The organism is Microbacterium sp. 77mftsu3.1 (assembly GCF_900100525.1).
Classification (GTDB): domain Bacteria; phylum Actinomycetota; class Actinomycetes; order Actinomycetales; family Microbacteriaceae; genus Microbacterium; species Microbacterium aquilitoris.
The window spans coordinates 19,378-44,603 of the sequence record NZ_FNCR01000004.1; the positions used below are offsets into that span (position 1 = coordinate 19,378).

Below are 25,226 nucleotides of genomic sequence, written 5' to 3' on the forward strand. Positions count from 1 at the left end.
CGTCCGGTGGGTCCATCGTAGGACGGGTCAGGATGCCGCGAGTCGCCGTTCGACGCGGGTGAACATGGCGTCGTCGAAAGCGACGATGCGCGCCTCGGTCACGGTCGAGGGGGTCTCGGCGAGCGTCGTGACGGCGGCGTCTACCGCGTCGTCGAGCGGCCAGCCGTAGATGCCGGCACTGATCAGGGGGAACGCGACGGTCGTGGCGCCGAGCTCGTCGGCGACCTCGAGCGCGCGTCGGTAGCACGAGGTGAGAAGGCTGCGGTCGCGTTCGCCCGCCGTGTGGTTCGGTCCGACGACGTGGATGACCCAGCGCGCGGCGAGGTTCCCCGCGGTCGTCCACCCGGCATCCCCGGTCGCGAGGCCGTGCGGGAATCGGGCGATGCAGTCGGCGAGGATCTCGGGTCCGCCGGCGCGGTGGATTGCCCCGTCGACGCCCCCGCCGCCGCGCATGGCGCGGTTGGCGGCGTTGACGACCGCGTCGACCTTCTGACGGGTGATGTCGCCGTGGACGACGGTGACGCGGCTCATGACACATCCTTCGCGACGATCGGGCGGGCCGCGCCGGGGCGCGCGGTCTCGGTGAAGCCGGCGGCGAGGAAGCTCGAGAGGGTGCCGTGGTAGAGGTCGTTCGTCGAGAACCGCTTCACGTCGGTGTCGAGCGGGTACCCCTCGACGATGCGAGCGCCGTTCGCGCGCGCGTGGTCGACGGCGGCATCCAAGAGGCGGCTCGCGATGCCCTGGGATCGGTGCTCTTTACGGACGACGAAGCAGGTGATCGCCCAGACTGTCGGGTCGTCCATCGGCTCCGGTGACGTCTGGATGTTGCGGGTACGCGCGAGGCGGGGTTGATCGGGGCGGGGGGAGACCTTGACCCAGCCGGCGGCGTTGCCGTCGACGTAAGCGATCAGCGCTGACGGGACCGGAGCCGAGAGGTCCTGACGCAGTCGCTCACGCCGTTCGTCGACGCTGGTCGCCTCGAAGTCCTTCGGCGCGAGCATCCACCACTGGCACCAGCAGTCGGCGCCGTCGCCACCACCGGTCAGCGCGCGTTCCGCGTCGGTGAAGCGATCGGCACGGGCCGGTTCGATCGAGATCTGGCTCATGCGGGCAGGTTAGTGGCGGCATCGGACACGCGGAACCCCGTGGCGGTTCGCGGGCGGCCTCCGGACCGGTTAGGATAGTGGAGTTGTCCGCGAGGGCAACGGACCGGGATGTGGCGCAGCTTGGTAGCGCACTTGACTGGGGGTCAAGGGGTCGCAGGTTCAAATCCTGTCATCCCGACGGTTCGGGAAGGGCCGGAATCCATGAGGATTCCGGCCTTCTGCTTTCTCGCCGCTGCCCGTCGGAACGCAGTACCCTGGGGGAGGTCCCACGTCGGGAACCCCAGACATCCGCTTCTTCGAGTTGCATTGAGGTCGACATGGGCGGGAAGCCAGCTGATCACGTCGCTGCCCCCGACGTCCTCGCGCGCACGGTGGATGCGCTCTCGACGGCGACCGGCTTGTTGGAGGTGACGTCGGTCGTCGCTCATGCCGTGCGTGAACTGACGGGTGCCGACGGCGCGACCTTCGTCCTCCGTGAGGACGACCAGTGCTTCTACGTCGACGAGGATGCCATCGGACGCCTGTGGAAGGGTAGTCGCTTCCCGTTGACCGCCTGCGTGAGCGGGTGGTCGATGCTGCACCGCGAAACGGTCATCATCCCCGACATCTACGACGACGAGCGCGTGCCGATCGACGCCTACCGGCCGACGTTCGTGGCGAGCATGTGCATGGCACCGGTGCGCTCGTCCGATCCGATCGGCGCGATCGGGGCGTACTGGGCGGAGCGGCACGTGCCCGACCCCGAGCACGTGCGGCAGCTCGAGGTGCTCGCCAACACCGCGGCGGTCACCCTGGAGAACCTCGAGCTCCGCGGGGCGATCAGCCGGCGCAGTGCGGAGCGCGATCAGATGGCCGCACGGGCGGATGAACTCGACGCGACCATGCACTCGCTCGTGCACGACCTGCGCGGCCCCCTGGGGGCGATGATGGGCTTCGCCGAACTCATCGCAGACGATGCGACCGATCAGACCAGCGCCACTTATGCGCACGCGGTGGTGCGAGCGGGCGAGCGGATGTCGGCGCAGATCGAACGGATGCTGTCGATCTACCGCATCACCGCGGCGCCGCCCGCGCCTGAACGACTCGACCTCAGCGAGATAGCGCGGGGGATCGCGGACGAGCTCCTCGCGCAGAACCGCGGTCGCGACCTCGACATCCGGGTCGAGGAGGCCAACGTCGTGAGTGCGGATCCCGCGCTCGCGCACCTCGCGCTGGAGAACCTCCTCGGCAATGCGGTCAAATACACCGGCAAGAAGGCGTCGGCGCACATCGTCTTGCGACAGGTCGACGCCGGTCCCGAACGGGTCGTGTTGGAGCTGACGGACGACGGCGACGGTTTCGACCCGTCCGACGCGTCCCGGATCTTCGAACCGCTCACGCGACTGCACTCCGCGGAGGAGTTCCCGGGCACGGGTCTCGGGCTCGCGTCCGTCGCCCGCATCGTCGAACTCCACGGCGGCGGCATCTACGCGGATGGGCGGAAGGGTGAGGGCGCGACCTTCACATTCTCGTTGCCTGCTGCCGGCCCTGCCGTCGCCTGATCGCCCCAGGTTCTCACCGCGAGTCGCGTCACGGGCGATGAAGGCTAGCCCACCGACGGTGTCGGCGTGAGAGTGCCAGACGGATACGAGGCTGACGCGAGACACATTCCCAGTCTCGTACCCTTCACAGGGCAAATATCCCCAGATCAATAGCCGTTTCGAGGAAGGCGGCGTAGGTTGGCATTGGCCCATTTCGGGCCGTGCTCCCCTCCATCTGCGGGGAAGAAATGGCGGTTCCCATGGGAACCCAGACCTCTCGTCATCCTCACCCCTCGCGCCGCACGCGGAATCGGGTGATCGCACTCTCGGCCGCGGCCGTCGTCGCGGTAGCCGGCCTGTCTTTCGCTGCCGGCGTTCCTCGCGCGTACGCCGCGACATCCATCGGACTCGGCACCGCCGACTCGTACCTCGTCCTGGGTGGGTCGACCGTGACCAACACCGCGACCCCCACCGTCGTCAACGGCGACCTCGGTGTCGCCCCGGGTTCAGCCATCACGGGCTTCCCCCCGGGCCTTGTCATCGGAGGCGAGACCCACGCGGCCGACGCACAAGCACGGCAGGCGAAGATCGACCTCAAGACGGCGTATAACAACGCCGCAGGGCAAGCATCCGATGCGACTCTGCCGACCGAACTCGGAGGTCGCGAGCTGACCGAGGGCGTGTACAGCTTCTCCTCGACTGCAGGCCTGACCGGCACGGTCACCCTCCGAGGCGGTCCTGACGCCGTCTGGATCTTCCAAGTCCCCGAAACCCTGATCACGGGCTCGGGCGCGAGAGTCGCCTTGACCGGTGGTGCGCAGGCGTGCAACGTCTTCTGGCAGGTCGGCAGCTCCGCGACCCTCGGCACGGGCACCGACTTCGTCGGCACCGTCATGGCCCTCACCTCCATCACCGTCGATTTCGGGACGACGGTGGAAGGGCGCGCGCTGGCTCGCACGGGCGCGGTCACGCTGAACAACAACGTCTTCACCGCACCGGGCTGCGACACCGACGGGCCGGTCACCCCCACCCCGACTCCGACTCCGACGGCCACCCCGACTCCGACACCGACTCCGACTCCGACACCGGCTCCGTCACCGTCACCGTCACCGTCAGCATCTCCGAGCCCCACCCCGACCCCGACCCTGACCCCGACCCCGACCGCTGGGCCGACCCCGACCCAGCCCGGAACGCCCGGAAGTCCGGGAACCCCGTCGCAGCCCGGCACCCCTGGATCGCCGACCCAGCCCGGAACACCGGGAACGCCGGGAACTCCGCAAGGACCCGGGACGCCCGGCGACGGCACCGGATCCGGAACGACGGGTGATCGCTCTGCGGTCGACGAGTCCGCGAACCGAGGGTCGGGAAGCCTGGCCGAGACCGGGGCGACCGGCTATCCCTGGCTGCTTCTTCCGGCTTCCGGTGTCCTGCTCGCCGGTGGCGCGTTGGCCATCGTCCTCGCAGCGAGACGCCGCGCCGCACGCCGCTGATCCGGCGGCATCCGTCAGCATGAATTCGGGCTCGCGCACCTTCGGGTGTGCGGGCCCGAATCTGTGCCCGTGCAGGGGCGTCCGACCCTCCGATCTCCGACGCGGGCGTGGCGGGACGATGATGCAGGCGCTCGGACCGAAAACGGAATGCCCTCGCTCCAGCCGATTGACACGATTCATTCTTTCGGATGGATGCCTTGCGCAAGCTCTGTCAGCCGTGCCAGGATCGGTCGCATTGAGCCGGAATGCGCTTTCCAATGATGGTGGTGCGTGGGCTCACGACATGACGTAAGCCCCCATGTCTCGAGGTTGTCGGATCGTCCAGCGCCCCTCCGGTGCGGGTCATCCGGCGCGCCTTCTCGTCGACGCCGTCCAGGAGGACCCATGCCCATCCGCCGTCCCCGCTCCGCGCTCGCCATCGCGTCCGCGGCCGCGCTCACTGCATCGCTCATCGCTGCGGCACCTGCCGTCGCTGGCGACGCCCCCGCACCGCTTCCCGACGGCGACGTCATCGCGTTCGACTTCGGGCCCGGCGCGGTCGCATCCGGCTCGCTCGCCGTGACGTCAGCGACGGCATTCGATGCCGAGTGGGGATACGGCTTCTCCACGCCGCCAACCTCGGCGGCCCCGGATGTCGACCGCGGGGGCGACGACGCCGTGCGGTCCGACTTCGTCGCCGCGCAGGGCGGTACTTTCGAGGTCGATCTCGCGCCGGGTGATTACTCGGTCTCGCTCGTCGCCGGCGACGCGGAGGGCGCGACCGACATCGCGATCACAGCCGAGTCGATGTCCAAGGTGCAGCCCACGGCGAAGGCGACGGGCGAGTACCTCGAGATGGCGTTCCCCATCGCTCTCGTCGACGGGCGCCTGACGCTGCAGATCGCGGGCGGCGCGGCATCCCTCAACGCACTCACCATCACGCGGCTGCCCGAGCGCACCGCGGGTGCCGTCCCCACGACGTACCTGACGGGCGACTCGACCGTCCAGACCTACGACGCGACCGCGTACGCGCCGCAGGCGGGGTGGGGCCAGATGCTCGACCGCTTCCTCACGGACGACGTCGCGGTCAAGAACCACGCGATCGGCGGGCGCTCGTCCAAGAACTTCCTCACACAGGGCCGCCTCGACGAGGTGCTGCGCGCGATCCGTCCCGGCGACTACCTGTTCGCGCAGTTCGGTCACAACGATGCGACGCAGGGAGTGGACGACCGGTACGCCTCGCCCGCCGACTACAAGGAGTACCTCCGCACGTACGTCGAGGGTGCGCGCCAGCGCGGCGCGACGCCGGTGCTCGTGACGCCCGTCTCCCGCCGGAACTTCGACCCCGAGACGGGGCTCTTCCGCGTCAGCTTCCCCGAGTACGTCGAGAAGATGACCGAGCTCGCCGACGAGGAGGACGTGCCGCTGGTCGACCTCTCGGCATCCAGCCGCGCCTACCTCGACGAGATCGGTCCCGAAGCGGCGAAGGCCGTGTTCCTGCACGTCGACCCGGGTGTGTTCCCCAACCGGCCCGCCGGGACGGTCGACGACACGCACTTCCAGGAGTACGGCGCCATCCAGATGGCACGTCTGGTCGCGCAAGGCGTCAGCACCCTCGACATCCCGCTCGCCGACGAGGTCACCGACACGGAGCCCCCGGCCGAGGTCCCCGCAGCCCCCCAGAAGCTCGTGGCCGGGGGCGTCAGCAACGCCGGCGCCACCCTGAAGTGGGACGCCGTGCCCACCGCGGACATCTACAAGGTGTTCCGTCAGGCGGCCGGTGAGGACACCTGGACCCTGGTCGGAACCGTGACCCAGCCGACGACGATCGTGCAGGGTCTGAGCGAGGGTGCGACGGTCCGCTACCGCGTCGTCGCGGTCAACGGTCGCGGCGAATCCGAGCCGTCGACACCGGTGGAGTTCACCACCAAGCAGGCCGCGTACCGGTTCGACTTCCAGCTCGCCGGCAACCCCCTCGCCGCCGGGTACACCGAGGTCACGCCGAACCTCGCGTACACGAAGGACCGCGGTCACGGCTTCACGAACGCCCTCCCCGCCAACGCGGGCCGAGACCGTGGAGTCGCCGAGGGATCGAACGACCTGCTCCGCGACTTCGTCCTCCCGGGCGACAGCTCGACCTTCGCCCTCGACGTGCCGAACGGCACCTACTCGGTCAAGACGTTCTCGGGCGACTGGATCGGATCGACCCGCACGAGCTTCCGCATCGAAGGGAAGGAAGCGGGCACGGGCAACGCCGGCCGCGGCTCGGTCGCGGCGGTCCTCCGCGGGCCCTTCCTCGTGACCGACGGCCAGCTGAACATCGAGGCCTACGGAGCCGCAGCCGGGACGCGTCTGAACGGACTCGAGATCACGCCGATCCTCCTCGGCCCCACAGGGCTGACGGTGACGGGCGTCGAAGCCGATCCGGCCGATCCCGAGATCGACCTGGCGTGGGATGCCGAATCCGGCCTCACCTGGAACGTGTACCGCTCGTCCGCCTTCGACACCGCCCCGACACTCGTGGGAAGCAGCACCGAGCCGGCGTACACCGACCGCACGGCGCGCGTGGGCCTCGACTACAGCTATCACGTGACCGCCGTGGACCGGACGGGCCTCGAGTCCGTGCCGTCGGCGAAGGTCGAGACGAGTCTGACCGACCCGGACGTCGCTGCCCCCGGCTCGCCGACGGATCTCGACGCCGTCCGCGTCGACCCGCGCGAGGTGGAGCTCGCCTGGACCGCGGCGGAGGACAGCGTCTTCTTCCTCGTCTTCCGCTCGGAGGTCGAGGGGGAGCGCGGCGCCCTCGTGGGAACCAGCGACGTCCCGCGTTTCGTCGACGACGACGTGCTGACCACCGTGCCGTACTTCTACACGGTCGTTCCGGTCGGTGTGGGCGGTGCCGGTGCGGCATCCGACCCGTACGAGACGGCGGCGCCGACGGTGCTGCAGCGTCAGGCGGAGTACCTGGACCGTGGCGTCGCCGCTGTCCGCACCGATGGCGGCGTGCTCGTGTCGTGGCGACTGCTGGGCACAGACCCTGCCGACGCGGGTTTCCACGTCTACCGTGACGGCCGGCGCATCACGACGACGCCGATCACCGCCTCGACCAACCTGCTCGACACCGACGGGACGGATGCCTCGGAGTACTTCGTCACCCGGTTGAGCGGCTCGGGCGACGAGACCGTCGAGACGACCGAGTCCGAGCCGGTAGGAGTGCAGACCGCCGCATACCGCGCGCTTCCGCTGCAGAAGCCGGCGGACGCGTACACGAAGGACGGCCAGCCTTACTCGTACTCGGCCAACGACACCACCGTCGGCGACGTCGACGGGGACGGACGGTACGAGCTCATCGTGAAGTGGTACCCGTCCAATGCGAAGGACAACTCGCAGGGCGGGTACACCGGCAACGTCTACGTCGACGCCTACCGGCTGGACGGCGAACGTCTCTGGCGCATCGACCTGGGCGTGAACGTCCGAGCGGGCGCCCACTACACCGACGTCATGGTCTACGACTTCGACGGCAACGGCCGTGCCGAGCTGATCACACGGACCGCGGACGGCACGGTAGACGGGGCCGGACGGGTGATCGGCGACGCGAGCGCAGACCACCGCAACAGCTCGGGGTACGTCCTGCAGGGCCCGGAGTTCCTGACGGTCTTCGACGGGCTGACGGGCGCGGCGGTCGACACGATCGACTACATCCCCCAGCGCGGCGACGTCGGATCGTGGGGCGACACGTACGGCAACCGGGTCGACCGGTTCCTCGCATCCGTCGCCTACCTCGACGGTGAGCACCCGAGCGCGATCTTCAGCCGCGGGTACTACACGCGTGCCGTCGTCGCGGCCGTCGACTTCGACGGCGAGGAGCTGACGACGCGCTGGGTCGCCGATTCGAACGAGGACGGTGCGGAGGCCCTCTACGGGCAGGGCAACCACTCCATGTCGGTCGCCGATGTGGACGGTGACGCGAAGGACGAGATCATCTTCGGCTCGGCCGCGATCGACGACGACGGCGAGCTGCTGTACTCGACCGGGCTCGGCCACGGCGACGCCCTTCACGTCGGTGACTTCGACCCGTCGCGACCCGGACTCGAAGCCTTCGCGGCTCACGAGAACATGGCGGCGTCCGGCAACCGCGGGGCGACGTTCCGCGACGCGAAGACCGGCGAGGTGCTCTGGAGCATTCCCGCCACCGTCGACACGGGACGTGCGGCTATCGGAGACATCGACCCGCGGCATCCCGGAGCCGAGGGCTGGGCTATCGGCGGTGACGCCGCCTGGAACTCTCGGACCGGAACGCTCGTCGCCGCGGACGGTGAGGTCATCGGCGACACGATCCCGGCCGCGAACTTCCTCGCCTGGTTCGACGGCGATCCGCTGCGCGAGATCGTCGACCACGAGTGGGATGCCGCGACCTCGCAGGGTACGCCGGTCGTCGCCAAGTGGGACGGGGAGGCCGGCGAGCAGAAGACGATCCTGTCGGATGCCGGGGCCCGGTCGAACAACGGCACGAAGGGAACGCCCAACCTCCAGGCGGATCTTTTCGGCGACTGGCGCGAGGAGATCGTGTGGCGCTCGGCGGATTCGTCCGAGCTGCGCATCTACTCGACCGATGACGAGACCGACATCCGCATCCCGACGCTCATGCACGACATGCAGTACCGGGTCGCGGTCGCCTGGCAGAACACCGGCTACAACCAGCCGCCGCACCCGAGCTTCTTCATCGGCGACGGGATGGAGCCGGCTCCGATGCCGCGCATCGCGGTGACGGGTGGTCCCTCGGGCGGCGACGACGAGTCCGCTCCGGTGATCTCGGGTCTCCCGAAGGACGGTGCGCTCCTGGCCGACAGCGGCGAGCTCGCGCTCGCGGTGACGGCGGCGGACCCCGAGTCCGGCGTGCGGAACCTCGACGTCGCCCTGGACGGGGACCCGGTCGCGGCCGACGCCGTCATCGACCTCACCGGCAAGGCGGGCGAGCACCTGCTGACCGTGCGGGCCGCCAACCACGACGGTCTCATAGCGACGGCGGAGTCCCGGTTCACGGTCTTCGCCGACGAGGGCGCGACGGCGGCGCCCGGTCGGGGGGCTCTCAGCAGCGACAGCGGCTGGGGCACGGGCCTCCGCGACGGATCGTTCACGGTCACCATGAACCTGTGGTGGGGCGTCAACGGCTCCGTGTTCCGGCTGTACGAGAACGGCGAGCTCCTCGACACCCGTCTGCTGACGCCGCAGTCACCGCGGGCGCAGCAGGTCGCGGTTCCGATCGCGGGTCGCTCGAACGGCACGTACGTGTACACGGGCGAGCTGGTCAACGCGGCGGGAATCAGCGAGACGACGTCGATCACCGTCATGGTGACGGATGCCGCTCCCGGTACGCCTGTGCTCTCGCACGACAACCACGATCGAGACGGCACCTACACGGTCGCCTCGAACCTCTGGTGGGGGACCAACGCGACCTCGTACGCGCTGTACGAGAACGGCAAGGTCATCGACGAGCAGAGCCTCGACGCGGCGTCGCCGAACGCGCAGCGCACCCGGACGGCGGTGACGGGCCGTGGCCCGGGCACGTACGAGTACGTCGTGGAGTACCGCAACGAGGTGGGAGCGACCCGCTCGACTCCGCTGACGGTCGTCGTCCGCTGAGACGGATGCCGCGGGTCGCCCTCACACGGGGTGCGACCTGCGGCATCCCTTCGTCACTGTCGGGCGATCGCGTCTGTGGGGACTCAGAGCTCCGCGACGCGGATGAGCACCTTGCCGACCGTTGCGGCTTCGACCGCGTCGTGAGCGGCGGCGGTCTGCTCGAGCGGGAACCATGTCAGCGGGAGCCCGGCGTCTTCGCCCACCGGCAGCGCTCCGTCTTCGAGTGCGCGCGTGATGTCGGCGACGGCGGCATCGAGGGCAGGTTCTCCGACGGTGTAGAGCAGGACGCCCTGCACCCGGATGTTCTTCGCGAAGGTCGGACGGATCGGCATGCTGAAGGTGTCGCCGTTGTCGTCCGCGTAGAAGGCGACGACCGCGTGCCCGGCGGCGACCTCCGCGTCGACCGCCGCGTTCGTGGCGAGCGACACCTCGACGATCTGATCGACGCCGTCGGGCGCGACCTTGCGGATGTTATCGACGAGGTCACCCTGCGTGTAGTCGATGATGTGGTGCGCGCCGGCCGCCCGCGCGAGTGCCGCCTTCGCGTCGGAGCTCACGGTGGTGATGACCGTCGCGCCCGCCCAGCGGGCCAGCTGGATCGCGGCGTGACCGACGGCGCCGGCGCCTCCCGCGACGAGCACGGTGCGTCCGGTGAGCGCTCCGGGGGCCAGGCGAGCCGGCCCGTCCTCGTGGACCGTGAGGGCGCGGTGCGCCGTCACGGCGGGAACGCCGAGGCTCGCAGCGGTCGCGAAGTCGATGCCCTCGGGGAGTCGGATGGCGCGGGATGCCGGCACCACCGTGTACTCCTGCGCGGTGCCCGTGGGGCGCTGGTGCTGCGCGAGGTGCACCCACACGCGGTCGCCGACGGCGAGTCCCTCCACATCGTCGCCGAGCGCGTCGACGATTCCGCTGCCGTCCTGGTTCGGGACGGTCTCGGCGAACGTCGCCCGCGCCGTGCCGCCGGCGCGGGACTTCCAGTCGGTCGGGTTGACGCCCGAGACGGCGATGCGCACGCGCACCTCACCGGGTCCGGGATCCGCGATCTCGCGGTCGACGAGAGAGAGGACGTCGGAGGCGCCTGGGGTGCGGTAGACGATGGCCTTCATGTGGAGCATGAACCGACCGTAGCGCGCGGGCATTCCGAGACCGGGGGATTGCCAGGCGCGCTGTGAGAGGCTCGGCGCAGCGGCATGAGTTTCATGCCGCGTGCAGGAAGGGGGCCTCGTGCCCACCTGGCTCGAACATATCTGTCACGCTCTCATCGGCCGGACGCGATCGCACGACGATCTCCCGGACCTACGTGACCTCCCGACGTCGCGTGTGGACGTCGAACGGACCTACTACCTCGTCGACGACCCCGAACGCCGCACCCGGGACGATCGGCTGTACGTGCTGCGGATGGGGCGCGGGCGCACCCGTCGCGCTGCGGACATCTCCGTCCACTCGAACGGACGCGTCGTCGGCTACCTGCCGGCGGCAGCCTCGGCCGCGCTCGCCGCCCCCTTGGCGGGTCTGGGCGGCGCGGCGATCGTCAACGGGGCCGGTCCCCGTCCCGGGACCACCCGTCTGCGCGTCGATCTCCCCAGCGCGGACGCGATGCGGTCGCTCCGCGCGACGACGGAGCTCGCCGCGGCCTGACGCGCGTCACTGGGCGACGACGTCGCCCGATCCGTCGGCGTTCACCCGGAACGAGACGCTCTTGTATTCGGTCCGGAGCGAGATGAACATCTCGGGGTTCTCGACGGACGCTCCGAAGGTCTCGCTGTCGATGTCGCTGTCGGTGCCCCGCGAGACGACGGCGCTCGCGTCGCCGACGGGGATGCCCGACTCCGCCGACGCCTTCTCCATCAGCGCCCACACGGTCGAGAGGGCGATGTCCTTCCAGGAGAACTGCTCGGCCGCGAGGTCGGGCTGTGACGGCGCCGGGCCCTCGTGATCGACGACACCGCCCCGGTACATCCACACATCGGTCTCGGTCCTGCCCGGGGTGAGGGGTGCCTCGACCCGGATGAAATCAGACGTGATGAGGACGGTGCTGACCCGGTCGTGCCCGATCTCGTCCTCGAGGGCCCGCACCGCGACGGCCAGTTCGTCGGGCCGCCGCAGGTCCACGCCGATGCGCCCCTCCTGCGCCGCCTGCGCGGTCATCACGACGGCGCGGCCGTATGGAGCGACGACGGCGGCCGCCACGGCGAGCGCGATGACGACGAAGAGGATGCCGCGGAGCACCCTCCCGCGCGGACCGATGCCGAGGAGCGGGCCGCGCCGCGCGCCGTTCACCACGCGCTGCGCCTTCGGCCAGGAGATCATCGGGACCGACCCCGGCGGTGGGACGACGAGCCCGTCGATCTCCTGCGGCGAGACCTGGCCGTCGACGAAGCCGAACTCGGGGCCGCCCTCGATCAGGATCGCGACCGGCCGGGTCGCGTCGGGCCTGAGGGCTCCGAGCTCGATCAGCGGGACGACACTGCGGAGGGTGGTGGCGTACGCGGCGCCCCGGCGCGGCTGCACCGTTACGTCGATCTCGCACACGGGCTGGTCGTTGATCTGCGTTCCCGTCTGACGGACGGCGTCGATGCGTGCCACGCCCAGGCGATCCTCGGCCCGCGCGCGGGTCAGATCCTCCTGAGAGACCGATGTCGAGGCGAGTCCCGACGCACCCAGCCGGAGGAAGACGACGCTGAGGATGCCGATGGGCAGCGCGACCGCGAGGACCCAGATGCCGGCTCCGGGAGGACCGACCACCGCGGCGACGGCACCGCCGACGAGAGCGCCCACAGCTGCGGAGAAGATCAGGCGAAGCACGATCCGGGAGCCTATCGGCAGGTGACGAACTGCCCGAAATCGGCCGCATCGACGGGGATGCTCTGACAGGCTTTCGGTGTGATCGAGACACTCCTGGGCCTCGTGGTCGCGCTCCTCGTCGTCGCCCTCACCACGGTCGTCGGCCGGTGGGCGGGGATCGCGGCGCCGATCCTCATGGTGGCCGTCGGGGTCGGGGGGAGCTTCCTGCCGGTGTTCGACGACTTCGTCCTCGACCCGGAGTGGATCCTCCTCGGCATCCTGCCGCCCTTGCTCTACTCGGCGGCGGTGTCGATGCCGGCCATGCACTTCCGCCGCGAGTTCGGCGCGATCGCCGGGCTGTCGGTCTTCCTCGTCATCGGGACCGCGCTCGCCCTCGGACTGTTCTTCATGATCGTGCTCCCCGACCTCGGTTTCGCGTGGGGCGTCGCGCTCGGCGCGATCGTCAGCCCGACCGACGCGGTCGCGACGTCGATCATCAAACGCACCCCGGTTTCCAAACGCGTCGTCGCGATCCTCGAGGGCGAGAGCCTGCTCAACGACGCCACGGCGCTCGTGCTGCTGCGGACGGCGATCGCGGCGGCCGCGGCATCCTTCTCGTTCTGGGGGGCGGTGGGAACGTTCGCCTACGCCGTCGTCGTCGCCGTACTCATCGGCGCGTTCGTCGGCTGGCTGAACCTGACCGTCCGTCGCCGCGCGACGGATCCGACCGTCAACACCGTCCTGTCCTTCACCGTCCCGTTCCTCGCCGCCATCCCCGCCGAGCTCCTCGGGGCCTCGGGGCTCGTCGCCGCCGTCGTCGCGGGCATCATCACGGGTGTCGGGGGCCCCCGCGTGTTCTCGGCGCGCAATCGGCTCTCGGACGCGCAGAACTGGCGCACGATCGAGCTCGTCCTCGAAGGTCTCGTGTTCCTGTTCATGGGACTGCAGCTCACGACGATCATCTCGGACGTGCAAGCCGTGCACGCCGGCGTGGCGCCCGCTCTCCTCATCGCGGCGGGGGCGTGGCTGCTCACCGTCGTCGTCCGCGCCGCGTACGTCGCACCGCTCCTGGCGCTCCTGTCCGCGAGCGCGCGCCGCGTGCGCCGGCTGCAGCCACGACTCGAGACCATCGCCCAGCGGCTCGAGAGCGAAGAAGGCGAGAAGAAGCTCGTCGACGCCTTCGCGCGCCGGGGCAGAACGGTCTCGCGTGACACGGTCCGCCGCTTCGGCCCGCGCGTGACCCGTGGGCTCGCGGACATCCGCTACTTCCAAGAGGCTCCCCTCGGATGGCGGGAGGGCGCGCTCGTGGTGTGGGCGGGCATGCGGGGCGCGATCACGCTCGCTGCCGCGCAGACGCTGCCCGCGGACACACCGCAGCGCTCGGTCCTCATCCTCGTGGCCTTCGGGGTGGCCGTCCTCTCCCTCGTCGGGCAGGGCTCCACCGTCGCCCCCATGGTCACCGCCCTGACCGCCGCAGATTCCGAGGAGGAGACCCGTCAGCGCGAACGGGAGGAGCGCCGGCACATCCTCGACCTCCTCCGCGACAGCGCAGCGACCGTTCCGGCCGCCGAGCGCCCGGCGGACGCGGACCGCTCCCGGATCTTCGAGATCGAGAGCGCCCGACGACTCGAGGTGCTGGCGGTGCAACGGCGGGTGCTCCTCGATGCGCGCGACAGCGGGACCTTCGACGCCGACGTCCTCGCGCACGAGCTCGCCGTCATCGACGCGTCGCAGATCGCGATCGAGCTCCGCTCCGATCGGGGGTGACCCGGGTCAGCGGCCGAGCGCGCGGGCGATGTCGTCGACATCCCGCAGGTCGTTGAAGATGTGCAGGGCGACCCGGGCGTTGCCGGCGCGGCGGGATGCCACGATCCCCGCCGCTCGCAGGCGGTCGACGTCGTCCCCGTCCACATCCGGCCAGGTGACGATGGGCGTCGCGCGCTCGGGGGTCGGCAGGTCGAGACGCTCCCGGAGCGCGGCCGCCAGCCCCGTCACCTCATCGCGCAATGCGTCGGCGTCGGCGTCGGCGAACAGGGCCAGCGCGGGCTCCGCGCCGACGAACGCCTGCCACGCCGGCGACACGTCGAACCGTCGAGCGGATGCCGCCAGTGCCGCATCCGGGCCGTAGCACGAGGCCCACGGGTCCGATCCGGCGTACCAGCCCGCCTGGCGGGGTGCGATCGAGGCGGCGAAGTCCTCGTCGAGGGTGAGGAAGGCCACGCCGCGAGGGGCGCACAACCACTTGTAGGCGTGGCAGACGAGAGCATCGAACGAAGCGGCGGCCACCGGCATCCATCCGACGGCCTGCGTCGCGTCGCAGAGCGTCCGGATACCGTGGTCCCGAGCCGCTGCGACGATGGCGTCGGCGTCGGCCACGGCTCCCGTCGCGGACTGGACGATCGAGAAAGCGACCAGCGCGTCGCCGTCCCGGAGCGACTCGGCGAGCGCCGTCAGAGGGACGGTGCGCACGGTGATGCCGCGACCGGCGTGGACGAAGGGCAGGACGAGCGAGGAGAACTCGCCGTCGGGGCAGACGACGACCGCTCCGTCGGGCAGGGCTGCCGCGATGAGGCTGACCATCGCCGAGGTCTGCGCGCCGAGTGCGACGGCCCCGGGATCGACGCCCACCAGACGAGCGAAGGCGGCACGGCACCGTTCGGCGACCGCGGCGTAGCGGATCGGGTCGGGCAGGACGTCGAGGTCGGCGCGGACGGCGTCCCGCGTCGCGAGGGAGGGGATGCCGGAGGTGCACGCCGCAACGTAGCCGCGGGCGTCGGGGAAGGACGCCCGGACGGCAGCGGGGGAGAGGGCCATGCATCCATGGTCCCGGCCACCGGAGGATTGCACCACGGCAGGTATTGCATCGTGGACATGACGTCGCGTTATATGTCTTCGTGCCCACCTCTCTTCCCGACCTCTCCGTCGCCGAACTCCGGATCGTGAAAGCCATCGGAGACGCAGGGTCGGTGACCGCGGCCGCCGTCGCTCTCGGCTACAGCCAACCCGCCGTCAGCCAGCAGATCCGCCGCCTCGAATCCCGCCTCGGCATGCCCGTGGTGGAGCGGGTCGGCAGACGGATGCGGTTGACCGAGGCCGGGCGCATCCTCGCCCGGCACGCCGCCTCGATCACCACCGCCCTGGGCGCGGTGGCGGGGGAGCTCGCCGACCTCAGCGGTGGACGGAGCGGGACGGTGCGCCTGGTCGGCTTCCCCTCCGCATCCCCGACCGTCCTTCCCCGCCTCATGCGGCGCCTCGCCGAGACCGATCCCGGTGTCTCCCTGACCTACGTCGAGGCCGAGCCCCCCGAAGCGGTCGCCGCCGTCCGCGCCGATCGTGCGGACATCGCCCTCACCTTCAGCCACCCCGGCGACGGTACGGATGCCCACGGCGACAGCATCCGCGGGCTCGACGCTCGTCGCATCGGCGCAGAGGACCTGCTGCTGATCCTCCCCGAAGGGCATCGGCAGGCCTCCGACGACGTCGTCGAGCTCGAAGCGCTCGCGGGCGACGACTGGATCGCCGGCTGTCCGCGCTGCCGCAGCCATCTGCTCGACTCGTGCGCGCGGGCGGGGTTCCTTCCCCGCATCCGGTTCGAGACGGACAACGTCGCGGCCGTCGAGCAGCTCGTCGCGCAGCAGGTCGGCGTCGCGACCCTTCCGCGGTTGGCGGTGGCCTCCTTCCCGCTCGTGGCCGGCGTCCGCACGCGCCCTCTCGCCTCGGGCGACCGGCGGGAGCTCCACGCGGTGTCGGCGCGCGGCGCCGCACGGGTCCCCGCGGTCGCCACGGTGCTCGGCCACCTCGAAGCCGCTGTCGCCGAGATGACATCGGCTCCCCGCGCCGCCTCGCGGGCGAAGTAGGGTGAGCCCCATGCATCAGCGTCCCCTCGCCGCCACCGGTCGTTCCGTCTCCGCCATCGGCCTCGGTACCTGGCAATTGGGGGCGGACTGGGGCGATGTGTCCGAGGCCGACGCCCTCGGCGTGCTCGCGACGTCCGTCGAGGCCGGGGTCACCCTCTTCGATACCGCAGACGTCTACGGCGACGGGCGGAGTGAGACGATGATCGGGCGCTTCCTGGCGGAGCATCCCGGCCACGGCGTGACGGTCGCGACCAAGATGGGGCGCCGACTGCCGCAGGAGCCCGGCAACTACACGGCCGAGAACTTCCGCGCCTGGACCGATCGGTCGCGCCGGAACCTCCGCGTCGACACCCTCGATCTCGTTCAGCTGCACTGTCCGCCGTCTGCGGTCATCGACGCCGATGAGACGTACGACGCCCTCGATGCGCTCGTCGCCGACGGGGCGATCGCCGCCTACGGCGTCTCGGTGGAGACCTGCGCGCAGGCGCTCTCGGCCATCTCGCGACCCGGCGTGACAAACGTGCAGATCATCTTCAACCCGTTCCGCCTCAAGCCGCTCGACGAGGTCCTGCCCGCCGCCGCCGCCGCGGGCGTCGCCGTGTTCGCTCGGGTCCCTCTCGCGTCCGGTCTCCTCAGCGGCCGGTACACGACGTCCACGTCCTTCGCCGGCGACGACCACCGGTCGTACAACCGCAACGGCGAGGCGTTCGACCGGGGCGAGACGTTCTCGGGGGTCGATTACGAGACCGGTCTCGTCGCGGCCGAAGAACTCGGCGCGGCCCTGCCCGACGGTGTCTCGCTGCCCGCGGCATCCCTCGCCTGGATCTCATCGCAGACCGGTGTCACCTCCGTGATCCCCGGAGCACGGACGACCGCTCAGGCGACATCCAACGCCGCGGCGGGACTCATCGACCCCGCAGTCCTCGACACCTTCGCCGCGGCGGTCGTCGACGTCTACGACCGCCGTCTCCGGGCGGACATCCACCCGCAGTGGTGACACCGGGGGTGGGGATGCCGCCCGCCGCCGCCCCGCTGCACTCGCTACCGTGAGCGCATGATCGTCGATGTCGCTGGGGTCCTGTTCCGCTGGGAATCGCGGAGGGACGACTGGTACTTCGTGCCGTTGCCCGAAGAGGTGAGCGCCGACATCCGCGAGGTCCCGCGTCCCGGGCGCGGTTTCGGTTCCGTGCCGGTGAGGGCCACGGTCGGCGCGACGAGCTGGCGGACGTCGATCTTCCCGGACGCCGGCCGCGGGGTCTACGTCCTTCCGCTCAAGCGGTCGGTGCGTGAGCGCGAGGGGATCTCCGACGGCGACACCGTCCGCGTCCGGCTCGACGTTCTCGACGGCTGAGAGCGCGTCCGCCGTGTTCGCAGGCACCACGGATCCACTCGCTGTCACCCTGATCACCCTCGCGTACCTCTGGGTGGCCGTGGCATCCGTCGCACTCACCGTCATCGACGTCAGGACGCACCGGCTCCCCAATGCGTGGGTTGTCCCGGGTTATCCCATCGTCGGCGGCCTGATGCTCCTCGCGTGCCTCGCCGGAGCGCCGTGGGCGTCACTCCTGCGCGCGGCGATCGGCGGCGCGGCACTGTTCGTGTTCTACCTCCTCCTGCGCGCGGCCGGCGGCGGCATGGGCGGTGGGGACGTCAAGCTCGCCGGGGTGCTCGGCATCGCGCTGGGATGGGTGGGCTGGTCCGCGCTCGCCGTCGGCGCCGTCGCGGGCTTCGTCTTCGGCGGGCTCTACGGCATGCTCCTGCTCGCGACGCGCCGCGCCGGCCGACGCACCGCCGTCGCCTTCGGCCCGTGGATGCTGCTGGGCGCGTGGGCGGGCATCGTGTGGGGCGCGTCGCTCGTCGACCGCCTCGGTCTGTGACGCGTCGCCGCTGGCAGATCCTTGCCCCGTACGCAAGGGGAGGTCGGCCAGCGCGGGTGCCTCGGTAGCGTGAGGGGATGGCCGATAGTACGAAGACCCCGCTGATCCCGCGCCTCATCGCGCGGGCACTGTCCCTGCGGATCGTCCGTGCCTACCTGCGGTACAGCGAGCGGCGGGGGCCGATGCTCGCCGACAGCGTGACCTACCGCACCCTCTTCAGCGTGTTCGCGGGAGTCCTCCTGGGGTTCTCGGTCGCCGCGCTCTGGCTGTCGGGCAACCCGCAGGCGTGGCAGGGACTCCTCGACGCGGTCGACCGCGTGATCCCGGGACTCGTCGGCGAGGGCGGCCTCATCGATACCGAGAACCTTAGCCAGCCGGTCGCCTTCTCTCTCGCTGGCGTGCTGTCCCTCATCGGTCTGATCATGGCCGCGATCGGGGCCATCGGATCGCTCCGCACGGCCCTGCGGATCGTCGCGGACAAGGTGCACGACGACACGCTCTTCATCATCGTCCTCGCGCGGAACCTGCTCCTCGCCATCGTCATCGGCGTCGGACTGGCGGCCGCGGCGGTGGCGACGGTGCTCGGCACGGCGGGAGTCGGCCTCGTGGCCGGCTTCGTCGGCGTCTCGCCCGAGAACCCGCTCACGGTCGGCGTGAGCGCCACGGTCGGCATCCTCGTCACGTTCCTCCTCGACACCGCCGTCGTCGCCCTGCTGTTCCGCACCCTCTCGGGTGTCCGCGCTCCGGCACGGGCACTGTGGACCGGGGCGCTCATCGGCGGCGTCGGACTCACCGTGCTGCAGCAGCTGTCGAGCCTCTTCGTCGGCGGTGCCGGGTCCAACCCGCTGCTCGCATCGTTCGCGTCGCTGATCGCCCTGCTCCTGTGGATCAACCTCTCGTGCCAGGTGATCCTCATCGCCTCGTCCTACATCGTGGCGGCCACGCTCGAGAGCGAGGATCGCGTCCGCCGCGTCCACGGCGCGAGGACCCTGATCGAGCGACGGGTGCAGACCGCGGAAGACCAGGTGAAGGCGGCGGCCGACGAACTCCACGCCGCTCGCGCGGCGCTCGCCGAGGAACGCGCCGACTGAGCGGCATCCGTCACATCCTGATCACCGCCGTGTGAACTCTGACGCATCCGCTCGGCGCTGCCGGGCGAGGGTGTGTACCGTCGAACCGTGAAGAACCCGCGCCTTCAACCGACTCACCCGATCGCCCTTGCGCCCGTGCAGGCACCCGAGCCCACCGTCGACGGCTTCGTGACCCAGTTCCTCCGGAACCTCAACAACGGGCGCGGCGTCGCGCTGTCGACGTCGACGGCCAACGATCGGTACTTCGCGCTCGCCGCGACGGTGCGCGACTACCTCATGGCACGGTGGCTCGAGGATGTCCGGCGTCAGCGCACGATCCAGTCGAAGGGTGTCGCGTACCTCTCGGCCGAGTACCTGCTCGGTCGGCAGCTCGACAACAACCTGCTCGCCACGGGCCTCACCGACATCGCCGACGAGGCGCTCGTGGCGTGCGGCCTCGACCTCGACGACGTCCGCGCGATGGAGGTCGAGCCGGGTCTCGGCAACGGCGGACTGGGACGGCTCGCGGCGTGCTTCATCGACTCTCTGGCGACCCTCGGTGTCCCGAGCGTCGGGTACGGCATCCGATACGAGTACGGCATCTTCCGGCAGACCTTCGTCGACGGGCAGCAGGTCGAGCAGGCCGACTCCTGGCTCGCGCTCGGCTCGCCCTGGGAGTTCCCGCACCCCGAGGCGGCGCGGACCGTCTCCTTCGGCGGCCACACCGAGACCTACGACGACGGGGGAGTGACGCGGACGCGCTGGGTCCCCGCGTGGAACGTCCTCGCCGTGCCTTACAACTACATGGTCCCCGGCTACCACAACGGCCGCGTCAACACGCTCCGGCTCTGGAGTGCGCAGGCGACGCAGGGCTTCGACCTCCGCGTCTTCAACGCCGGCGACTACCAGGAGGCGGTGCGGGCGCAGACCTACGCCGAGAACATCTCCAAGGTGCTCTACCCCGAGGACTCCACGCCGCAGGGCAAGGAACTGCGTCTGCAGCAGCAGTACTTCTTCGTCGCGGCATCCATCAGCGACTTCGTCAATCTCATCCTGCCGACGGATTTCGACCTCGCGAATCTTCCCGACCGGGTCATCTTCCAGCTCAACGACACGCATCCCGTCATCGGTGTCCCCGAGCTCATGCGCGTGCTCGTCGACGAGAAGGGGCTCGAGTGGGATGCCGCGTGGCAGATCACCCAGCAGTGCTTCGCCTACACGTGCCACACCCTGCTGCCCGAGGCGCTCGAGGTGTGGCCGGCTGACCTGCTTGGTCGCCTGCTTCCGCGGCATCTGGAGATCATCTACCGGATCAACGACGAGTTCCTCGAGGCGGTCCGCGAGCGGTTCGGCGACGATTCGGAGCGGATCCGCCGCATGTCGATCGTCTCGCCCGACGGGGCGATCCGGATGGCCTACCTCGCCACCGTCGCCGGGTCGAAGGTCAACGGCGTCGCGGAGCTGCACTCCCAGCTGCTCCGCGAGAAGGTCCTGCCGGACTTCGACGAGTTCTACCCCGACAAGTTCACGAACGTCACGAACGGGGTGACGCCGCGTCGGTTCGTCAAGCTCGCCAACCCGGGATTGTCGCGTCTGATCACCGACACGATCGGCGCGGGGTGGCTCACCGACCTGGATCGGTTGCGCGAGCTCGAGGAGTACGCCGACGATGCCGAGTTCCGCTCCGCCTTCCGTGCGGTCAAGGCGGCGAACAAGCGAGTGCTCGCCCGCACGCTCGCCGAGCGCGACGGGCTCACGGTCGCCGACGACCACCTGCTCGACGTGATGGTGAAGAGGCTCCACGAGTACAAGCGTCAGACGCTCAAGCTCCTCCACATCATCACGGAGTACGACGCCATCGTCTCGGGCCGCGTGACGCCCGACCAGGTGACTCCGCGGACCTTCGTGTTCGGCGCGAAGGCGGCGCCCGGCTACGCGATGGCCAAGCGCATCATCCACCTCATCAACGCTGTGGGATCCGTCGTCAACGACGACCCGCGCGTCGATGGTCGACTGAAGGTGCTGTTCCCGCCGAACTACAACGTGACCCTCGCGGAGCGCATCGTCCCGGCCGCCGACCTGTCCGAGCAGATCTCGCTCGCAGGCAAAGAGGCCTCCGGCACCGGCAACATGAAGTTCGCCCTCAACGGTGCCCTCACGATCGGCACGGACGACGGCGCGAACGTCGAGATCCGCGAGCTCGTCGGCGACGACAACTTCTTCCTCTTCGGCATGGCCGAGCCCGAGGTCGCCGACCTGCAGGCGCGGGGCTACCACCCCATCGACTTCGTCCGCGCCGACGAGAACCTGTCGCGCGCTCTCGAGCTGATCTCCTCCGGTGCGTTCTCCGGCGGGGACGCCTCGGTGTTCGAGCCGGTCGTGTCTAACCTGACGCACCACGATCCCTTCATGGCGCTCGCGGACTACACCGACTACATCGCCGCGCAGAAGCGCGTCGACGCCCTGTACGCCGACCAGGATGCGTGGACCCGCGCCGCGATCCTCAACGTCGCACGGTGCGGCTTCTTCTCGTCGGATCGGTCGATGCGCGATTACATCGACCGCATCTGGCACACCCCGCCGATCCTCTGAGTCGCCGGGATATCACCGCCTCGGCCCGCTGACAAGGCATCGGGTCGAGCTGCATCCGCCCGATTAGAGTCGGTAGCGGAGGTTCATCATGGCTATTGCACGACTTCACGGCGGTCCGCTCGACGGACAGGTCATCCCGCTCGAAGAGGACACGGATCGGCTGATCCTGCCCTACAGCGAGACGCAGATCACGTACGAGCGCTCGGGCGCCGACGAGAACACGGGAGAAGACGACGGACCCACGTCCGCCGACTTCCATTTCATCGCCGCTCAAGACGACATCGACCCGTCCGCGGACGAGCGCGACGACCGTTCGACCCTTGACGACTGAGCCGGAGCACTCGCTCGAGATCGAGCGGACCTACGACGTCGACGCCGGGACGCCGCTGCCCGATTGGGCACGGCTTCCCGGCGTCGCCGTCGTCGGCGCGCCCGAGCCCCGCGAACTCGACGCGCACTATCTCGACACGGTGGACGGAGCGCTCGGCCGCGCGCGCGTCGCCCTGCGTCGCCGGAGCGGCGGCCCCGACGAGGGGTGGCACATCAAGCGCGTGACCCCCGAGGGTAAGGCCGAGTCGCGCTGGCCGCTCGACGACGGCGACCCGGAGCACATCGTCGTCCCGGCAGAGATCGAGAGCGTCCTCGCCGAGATCGCAGCGCCCCCGTTCGCGCCCCTCGCTCGCATCCGGAACTCGCGCACCGCTTACGCCCTCCTCGACGCCGGGGGAGGCCTCCTCGCCGAATTCGTCGACGACCGCGTCACCGCGACAGATGTCCGCCGGGGCGTCGAGACGGCCTGGCGCGAGTGGGAACTCGAGCTCGGGCCTGCGGCGCCCGCGGATGCCGCCGCCCGCGACGCGCTCTTCGATGCGGCCGACGAGCTGGTCCGTGCCGCCGGCGGAGACGTGTCGGCGTCGGGCTCCAAGCTCGAACGCGCACTCGGTCTCTGAGCCGCCGCACCCGTTAACGCACTGACGCCGCCCCCGGCTTCGTTCGGGGCGGCGTCAGTCGTGATCGTCAGGTTACTGAAGACCCCATCGATCCGATAGGTCTTCCCGCTGCGATCAGAGGTTGATCATGTGGCCCGCGAGGCCGTGGAACGCCTCCTGCAGGCCCTCCGAGAGGGTCGGGTGCGTGTGCACGTTGCGCGCGGCCTCGAGGGCGGTGAGGTCCCACTTCTGGGCGAGCGTGAGCTCGGGGAGGAGCTCGGACACGTCCGGACCGATGAGGTGGCCGCCGAGCAGCTCGAGGTGCTCGGCATCCGCGATCAGCTTCACGAAGCCGACCGGCTCTCCCAGGCCGTTGGCCTTGCCGTTGGCTGAGAAGGGGAACTTCGCGACCTTGATGTCGTAGCCGGCGTCGCGGGCCTGCTGCTCGGTGAGCCCGAACGAGGCGACCTGCGGCGAGCAGAAGGTGGCGCGGGGCATGTTGCGGTAGTCGCCCAGCGTCTGGGTCTCGGCCTTGCCGATCGTCTCGGCGGCGACGACGCCCTGCGCCTCGGCCACGTGCGCGAGCTGCAGCTTGGCGGTGACGTCGCCGATGGCGTAGACGCCGTCGACGTTCGTGCGCATGTATTCGTCGATCTCGATCGCACCGCGCTCGGTGAGCTTCACGCCGGTCTTGTCGAGACCGAAGCCCTCGACACGCGGAGCGAAGCCGATGGACATGAGCACCTTGTCGGCTTCGATCTGACCCTTCGCGCCGTCGGCGTTCGCCGAGTACGACACGGTGACCTTGTCGCCGGAGTCGACGACGGACTCGACCTTGGTCGAGGTGAGGATGTCGATGCCGTACTTCTTGTACTGGCGCTGGATCTCCTTCGAGATCTCGACGTCTTCATTGGGCAGCGCGCGATCGAGGAACTCGATGATCGTCACCTTCACGCCGTAGTTGCTCATGAAGAATGCGAACTCCATGCCGATGGCACCGGCGCCCACGATGACGATCGAGTTCGGCAGTTCACGGGTGAGGATCTGCTCCTCATAGGTGACGACGTTCTCACTCAGGGTGACGCCGGGCAGGAGGCGCACGGTCGACCCGGTCGAGATGATGACGTTGTCGGCGGTGACGGTCTCGGTGGAGCCGTCGGACTTCGCGACCTCGATGGTCTTCGCGTCGAGGAACGTGCCGCGACCGTCGTACTCGGTCACCTTGTTCTTCTTCATGAGGAAGTGGATGCCCTTGACGTGGGTGTCGGCGACCTTGCGGCTGCGGTCCCACGCGACGCCGAAGTCGAAGCTCACGTCACCGCTGATGCCGAACAGGTCGGCCTTGTGGGTGAAGGTGTGCGCGAGGTCGGCGTTCTTCAGAAGAGCCTTCGAAGGGATGCAGCCCACGTTGAGGCAGACACCGCCCCAGTACTTCTCTTCGATGATGGCGGTGGACAGTCCGAGCTGTGCTGAGCGGACGGCCGCGACATAGCCGCCGGGGCCGGCACCGAGGATGACGACGTCGTAGTGAGGCATACGTCCAGCCTAGCCCGCTGCGGGTGCCGTCACTCCTTCGTGGCGCCCCGCCGTCCACGCACGATCGCGACGGCGAGGACCACGCCCACAGCCGCGAAGATGATGGCTCCGCCGACGGCGTAGGGCACGGCGTTGAAGCCTTCCGACGACCCTTCGGTCTGCTCGCCGACCGACTCGCCGCATTCCTCGGCGGCAGCCACCTTCCCGTCCTCTCCGACCGAGAAGGTGTACTCGTCGGAGATGGGGTGACCGTCGCTCGAGACCACCCGCCACTGCACGAGGACAGCGCCCTCGACCGGTCCGCGGATCGCTTGCGAGACGGTGTTGCCGTCTACGACGGGGTCGCCCTCGCCGATCGAGTCGCACTCCTCGTCGTAGACGGCGAACTCCGTCGAGCCCGTTTCGGTCGACGGCGCGTCGCTGAGCGTCAGCGTGATCGCGGCGGGAGTCGTCCCGAGCACCGTGTCGGGTGCGGGATCGGAGGAGAGCAGTTCGTCGTGGGCGGCGGCGGAGGCGGCCGGGGCGAACAAGAGGAGTGCGGCGATCGTCGCGCCGGCCATCGCGGTGACCGGGCGTCGAGCGGAAGCTGTCGTGATCGTGGACATGCGCGCGACGATAGTGGAAGAGGGAGGGGTGCCCACGACCCTGTTCTCGCGCGCGTCCCGTCGCTACCATGCGACAGCCGACCACGGAGAGGCCGGCCGGTGCCATCTGCTCCTTGTGAGAAGGGGACGATGTGCGTCAGGCTACCCAGGCGGGGAGCGGCTCGTCGTGCCCGACGACATCCAGGACAACGCCCCTCCGCGCGCCCCGATCCGGGGTGCCCGGCAACCGGGAGCGTGA

20 protein-coding genes and 1 tRNA gene are annotated in these 25,226 nt (G+C 70.0%); 14 read left to right on the forward strand and 7 right to left on the reverse strand.

The features are described from left to right. Nucleotides 1–27: 27 nt before the first annotated feature. Together BLR68_RS10920 and BLR68_RS10925 are read right to left on the reverse strand one after the other, a co-directional pair. The gene (locus BLR68_RS10920; RefSeq protein WP_018186414.1) at nucleotides 28–531 is read right to left on the reverse strand and encodes an O-acetyl-ADP-ribose deacetylase; all 504 of its coding nucleotides are present in this window, start codon (nucleotides 529–531) and stop codon (nucleotides 28–30) included. Next, nucleotides 528–1,106 (reverse strand): GNAT family N-acetyltransferase, encoded by a 579-nt coding sequence (locus tag BLR68_RS10925; protein WP_018186415.1) that lies wholly within the window; start codon nucleotides 1,104–1,106, stop codon nucleotides 528–530. The genes BLR68_RS10920 and BLR68_RS10925 overlap by 4 nt, the downstream gene beginning before the upstream one ends. 104 nt (nucleotides 1,107–1,210) lie before the next feature. Between BLR68_RS10925 and BLR68_RS10930 the strand changes: the two genes are divergently transcribed. The 4 genes from BLR68_RS10930 to BLR68_RS18290 all read left to right on the forward strand — a co-directional run bounded on the left by BLR68_RS10930 (nucleotide 1,211) and on the right by BLR68_RS18290 (nucleotide 9,738). After that, nucleotides 1,211–1,284 (forward strand) — tRNA-Pro (locus BLR68_RS10930). 139 nt (nucleotides 1,285–1,423) lie between these two features. Further along, complete coding sequence (locus BLR68_RS10935) at nucleotides 1,424–2,647, forward strand: sensor histidine kinase (RefSeq protein ID WP_018186416.1); 1,224 nt, start codon at nucleotides 1,424–1,426, stop codon at nucleotides 2,645–2,647. Nucleotides 2,648–2,940: 293 nt separating this feature from the next. Next, the gene (locus tag BLR68_RS10940) at nucleotides 2,941–4,116 is read left to right on the forward strand and encodes an ice-binding family protein (protein WP_018186417.1); all 1,176 of its coding nucleotides are present in this window, start codon (nucleotides 2,941–2,943) and stop codon (nucleotides 4,114–4,116) included. 384 nt (nucleotides 4,117–4,500) lie between these two features. Further along, nucleotides 4,501–9,738 (forward strand): rhamnogalacturonan lyase family protein, encoded by a 5,238-nt coding sequence (locus BLR68_RS18290; protein WP_018186418.1) that lies wholly within the window; start codon nucleotides 4,501–4,503, stop codon nucleotides 9,736–9,738. Nucleotides 9,739–9,821: 83 nt separating this feature from the next. Here BLR68_RS18290 and BLR68_RS10950 read toward each other — a convergent pair whose 3' ends face one another. Next, a complete protein-coding gene (locus BLR68_RS10950) occupies nucleotides 9,822–10,844 on the reverse strand; it encodes an NADPH:quinone reductase (RefSeq protein ID WP_026302826.1) in 1,023 nt (340 codons plus the stop codon). Between the two features lie 118 nt (nucleotides 10,845–10,962). On the opposite strand from BLR68_RS10950, the gene BLR68_RS10955 reads away from it, so the two are divergent. Continuing rightward, complete coding sequence (locus BLR68_RS10955; RefSeq protein ID WP_018186420.1) at nucleotides 10,963–11,376, forward strand: hypothetical protein; 414 nt, start codon at nucleotides 10,963–10,965, stop codon at nucleotides 11,374–11,376. A gap of 6 nt (nucleotides 11,377–11,382) precedes the next feature. On the opposite strand, the gene BLR68_RS10960 is transcribed toward BLR68_RS10955, so the two are convergent. After that, a complete protein-coding gene (locus BLR68_RS10960) occupies nucleotides 11,383–12,543 on the reverse strand; it encodes a hypothetical protein (RefSeq protein WP_018186421.1) in 1,161 nt (386 codons plus the stop codon). Between the two features lie 78 nt (nucleotides 12,544–12,621). Here BLR68_RS10960 and BLR68_RS10965 point away from each other — a divergent pair, with 78 nt between their 5' ends. Then, entirely contained in the window at nucleotides 12,622–14,289 is a 1,668-nt protein-coding gene (locus BLR68_RS10965; protein WP_018186422.1) for a cation:proton antiporter, read from the forward strand. 6 nt (nucleotides 14,290–14,295) lie between these two features. On the opposite strand, the gene BLR68_RS10970 is transcribed toward BLR68_RS10965, so the two are convergent. Continuing rightward, nucleotides 14,296–15,336, reverse strand: coding sequence for an aminotransferase class V-fold PLP-dependent enzyme (locus BLR68_RS10970; RefSeq protein WP_018186423.1), 1,041 nt, complete (start codon nucleotides 15,334–15,336; stop codon nucleotides 14,296–14,298). A gap of 80 nt (nucleotides 15,337–15,416) precedes the next feature. On the opposite strand from BLR68_RS10970, the gene BLR68_RS10975 reads away from it, so the two are divergent. The 8 genes from BLR68_RS10975 (at nucleotide 15,417) to BLR68_RS11010 (ending at nucleotide 22,868) form a co-directional block, all read left to right on the forward strand. Further along, complete coding sequence (locus tag BLR68_RS10975) at nucleotides 15,417–16,379, forward strand: LysR family transcriptional regulator (protein WP_018186424.1); 963 nt, start codon at nucleotides 15,417–15,419, stop codon at nucleotides 16,377–16,379. Nucleotides 16,380–16,389: 10 nt separating this feature from the next. Then, a complete protein-coding gene (locus BLR68_RS10980; RefSeq protein WP_018186425.1) occupies nucleotides 16,390–17,376 on the forward strand; it encodes an aldo/keto reductase in 987 nt (328 codons plus the stop codon). 57 nt (nucleotides 17,377–17,433) lie between these two features. After that, nucleotides 17,434–17,730, forward strand: coding sequence for a DUF1905 domain-containing protein (locus tag BLR68_RS10985; protein ID WP_018186426.1), 297 nt, complete (start codon nucleotides 17,434–17,436; stop codon nucleotides 17,728–17,730). A gap of 13 nt (nucleotides 17,731–17,743) precedes the next feature. After that, nucleotides 17,744–18,256, forward strand: coding sequence for a prepilin peptidase (locus tag BLR68_RS10990; RefSeq protein WP_018186427.1), 513 nt, complete (start codon nucleotides 17,744–17,746; stop codon nucleotides 18,254–18,256). Between the two features lie 77 nt (nucleotides 18,257–18,333). After that, a complete protein-coding gene (locus tag BLR68_RS10995; protein ID WP_018186428.1) occupies nucleotides 18,334–19,347 on the forward strand; it encodes a YihY/virulence factor BrkB family protein in 1,014 nt (337 codons plus the stop codon). A gap of 87 nt (nucleotides 19,348–19,434) precedes the next feature. Then, nucleotides 19,435–21,918 (forward strand): glycogen/starch/alpha-glucan phosphorylase, encoded by a 2,484-nt coding sequence (locus BLR68_RS11000; protein ID WP_091362305.1) that lies wholly within the window; start codon nucleotides 19,435–19,437, stop codon nucleotides 21,916–21,918. 88 nt (nucleotides 21,919–22,006) lie between these two features. Beyond that, nucleotides 22,007–22,249 carry a hypothetical protein gene (locus tag BLR68_RS11005; protein WP_018186430.1) on the forward strand — a complete coding sequence of 81 codons (243 nt, stop codon included), beginning with the start codon at nucleotides 22,007–22,009 and terminating at the stop codon, nucleotides 22,247–22,249. Next, the gene (locus tag BLR68_RS11010) at nucleotides 22,239–22,868 is read left to right on the forward strand and encodes a CYTH domain-containing protein (protein WP_018186431.1); all 630 of its coding nucleotides are present in this window, start codon (nucleotides 22,239–22,241) and stop codon (nucleotides 22,866–22,868) included. Before BLR68_RS11005 ends, BLR68_RS11010 begins: the two co-directional genes overlap by 11 nt. Before the next feature lie 114 nt (nucleotides 22,869–22,982). Here the strand turns inward: BLR68_RS11010 and lpdA are convergent, their stop codons facing one another. Together lpdA and BLR68_RS11020 are read right to left on the reverse strand one after the other, a co-directional pair. Next, entirely contained in the window at nucleotides 22,983–24,383 is a 1,401-nt protein-coding gene (gene lpdA / locus BLR68_RS11015; protein ID WP_018186432.1) for a dihydrolipoyl dehydrogenase, read from the reverse strand. A gap of 29 nt (nucleotides 24,384–24,412) precedes the next feature. After that, entirely contained in the window at nucleotides 24,413–24,988 is a 576-nt protein-coding gene (locus tag BLR68_RS11020) for a copper resistance CopC family protein (RefSeq protein ID WP_081626441.1), read from the reverse strand. Nucleotides 24,989–25,226 lie beyond the last annotated feature (238 nt).

Bases quoted from the DNA above. Each gene is read 5' to 3' on its own strand.
- BLR68_RS10950 (WP_026302826.1), bottom strand. From the start codon at position 10,844: ATGAAGGCCATCGTCTACCGCACCCCAGGCGCCTCCGACGTCCTCTCT.
- BLR68_RS10925 (WP_018186415.1), bottom strand. From the start codon at position 1,106: ATGAGCCAGATCTCGATCGAACCGGCCCGTGCCGATCGCTTCACCGAC.
- BLR68_RS18290 (WP_018186418.1), top strand. From the start codon at position 4,501: ATGCCCATCCGCCGTCCCCGCTCCGCGCTCGCCATCGCGTCCGCGGCC.
- BLR68_RS11020 (WP_081626441.1), bottom strand. From the start codon at position 24,988: ATGTCCACGATCACGACAGCTTCCGCTCGACGCCCGGTCACCGCGATG.
- BLR68_RS10985 (WP_018186426.1), top strand. From the start codon at position 17,434: ATGATCGTCGATGTCGCTGGGGTCCTGTTCCGCTGGGAATCGCGGAGG.
- BLR68_RS10920 (WP_018186414.1), bottom strand. From the start codon at position 531: ATGAGCCGCGTCACCGTCGTCCACGGCGACATCACCCGTCAGAAGGTC.
- BLR68_RS10980 (WP_018186425.1), top strand. From the start codon at position 16,390: ATGCATCAGCGTCCCCTCGCCGCCACCGGTCGTTCCGTCTCCGCCATC.
- BLR68_RS11005 (WP_018186430.1), top strand. From the start codon at position 22,007: ATGGCTATTGCACGACTTCACGGCGGTCCGCTCGACGGACAGGTCATC.
- lpdA (WP_018186432.1), bottom strand. From the start codon at position 24,383: ATGCCTCACTACGACGTCGTCATCCTCGGTGCCGGCCCCGGCGGCTAT.
- BLR68_RS10995 (WP_018186428.1), top strand. From the start codon at position 18,334: ATGGCCGATAGTACGAAGACCCCGCTGATCCCGCGCCTCATCGCGCGG.
- BLR68_RS10970 (WP_018186423.1), bottom strand. From the start codon at position 15,336: ATGGCCCTCTCCCCCGCTGCCGTCCGGGCGTCCTTCCCCGACGCCCGC.
- BLR68_RS10935 (WP_018186416.1), top strand. From the start codon at position 1,424: ATGGGCGGGAAGCCAGCTGATCACGTCGCTGCCCCCGACGTCCTCGCG.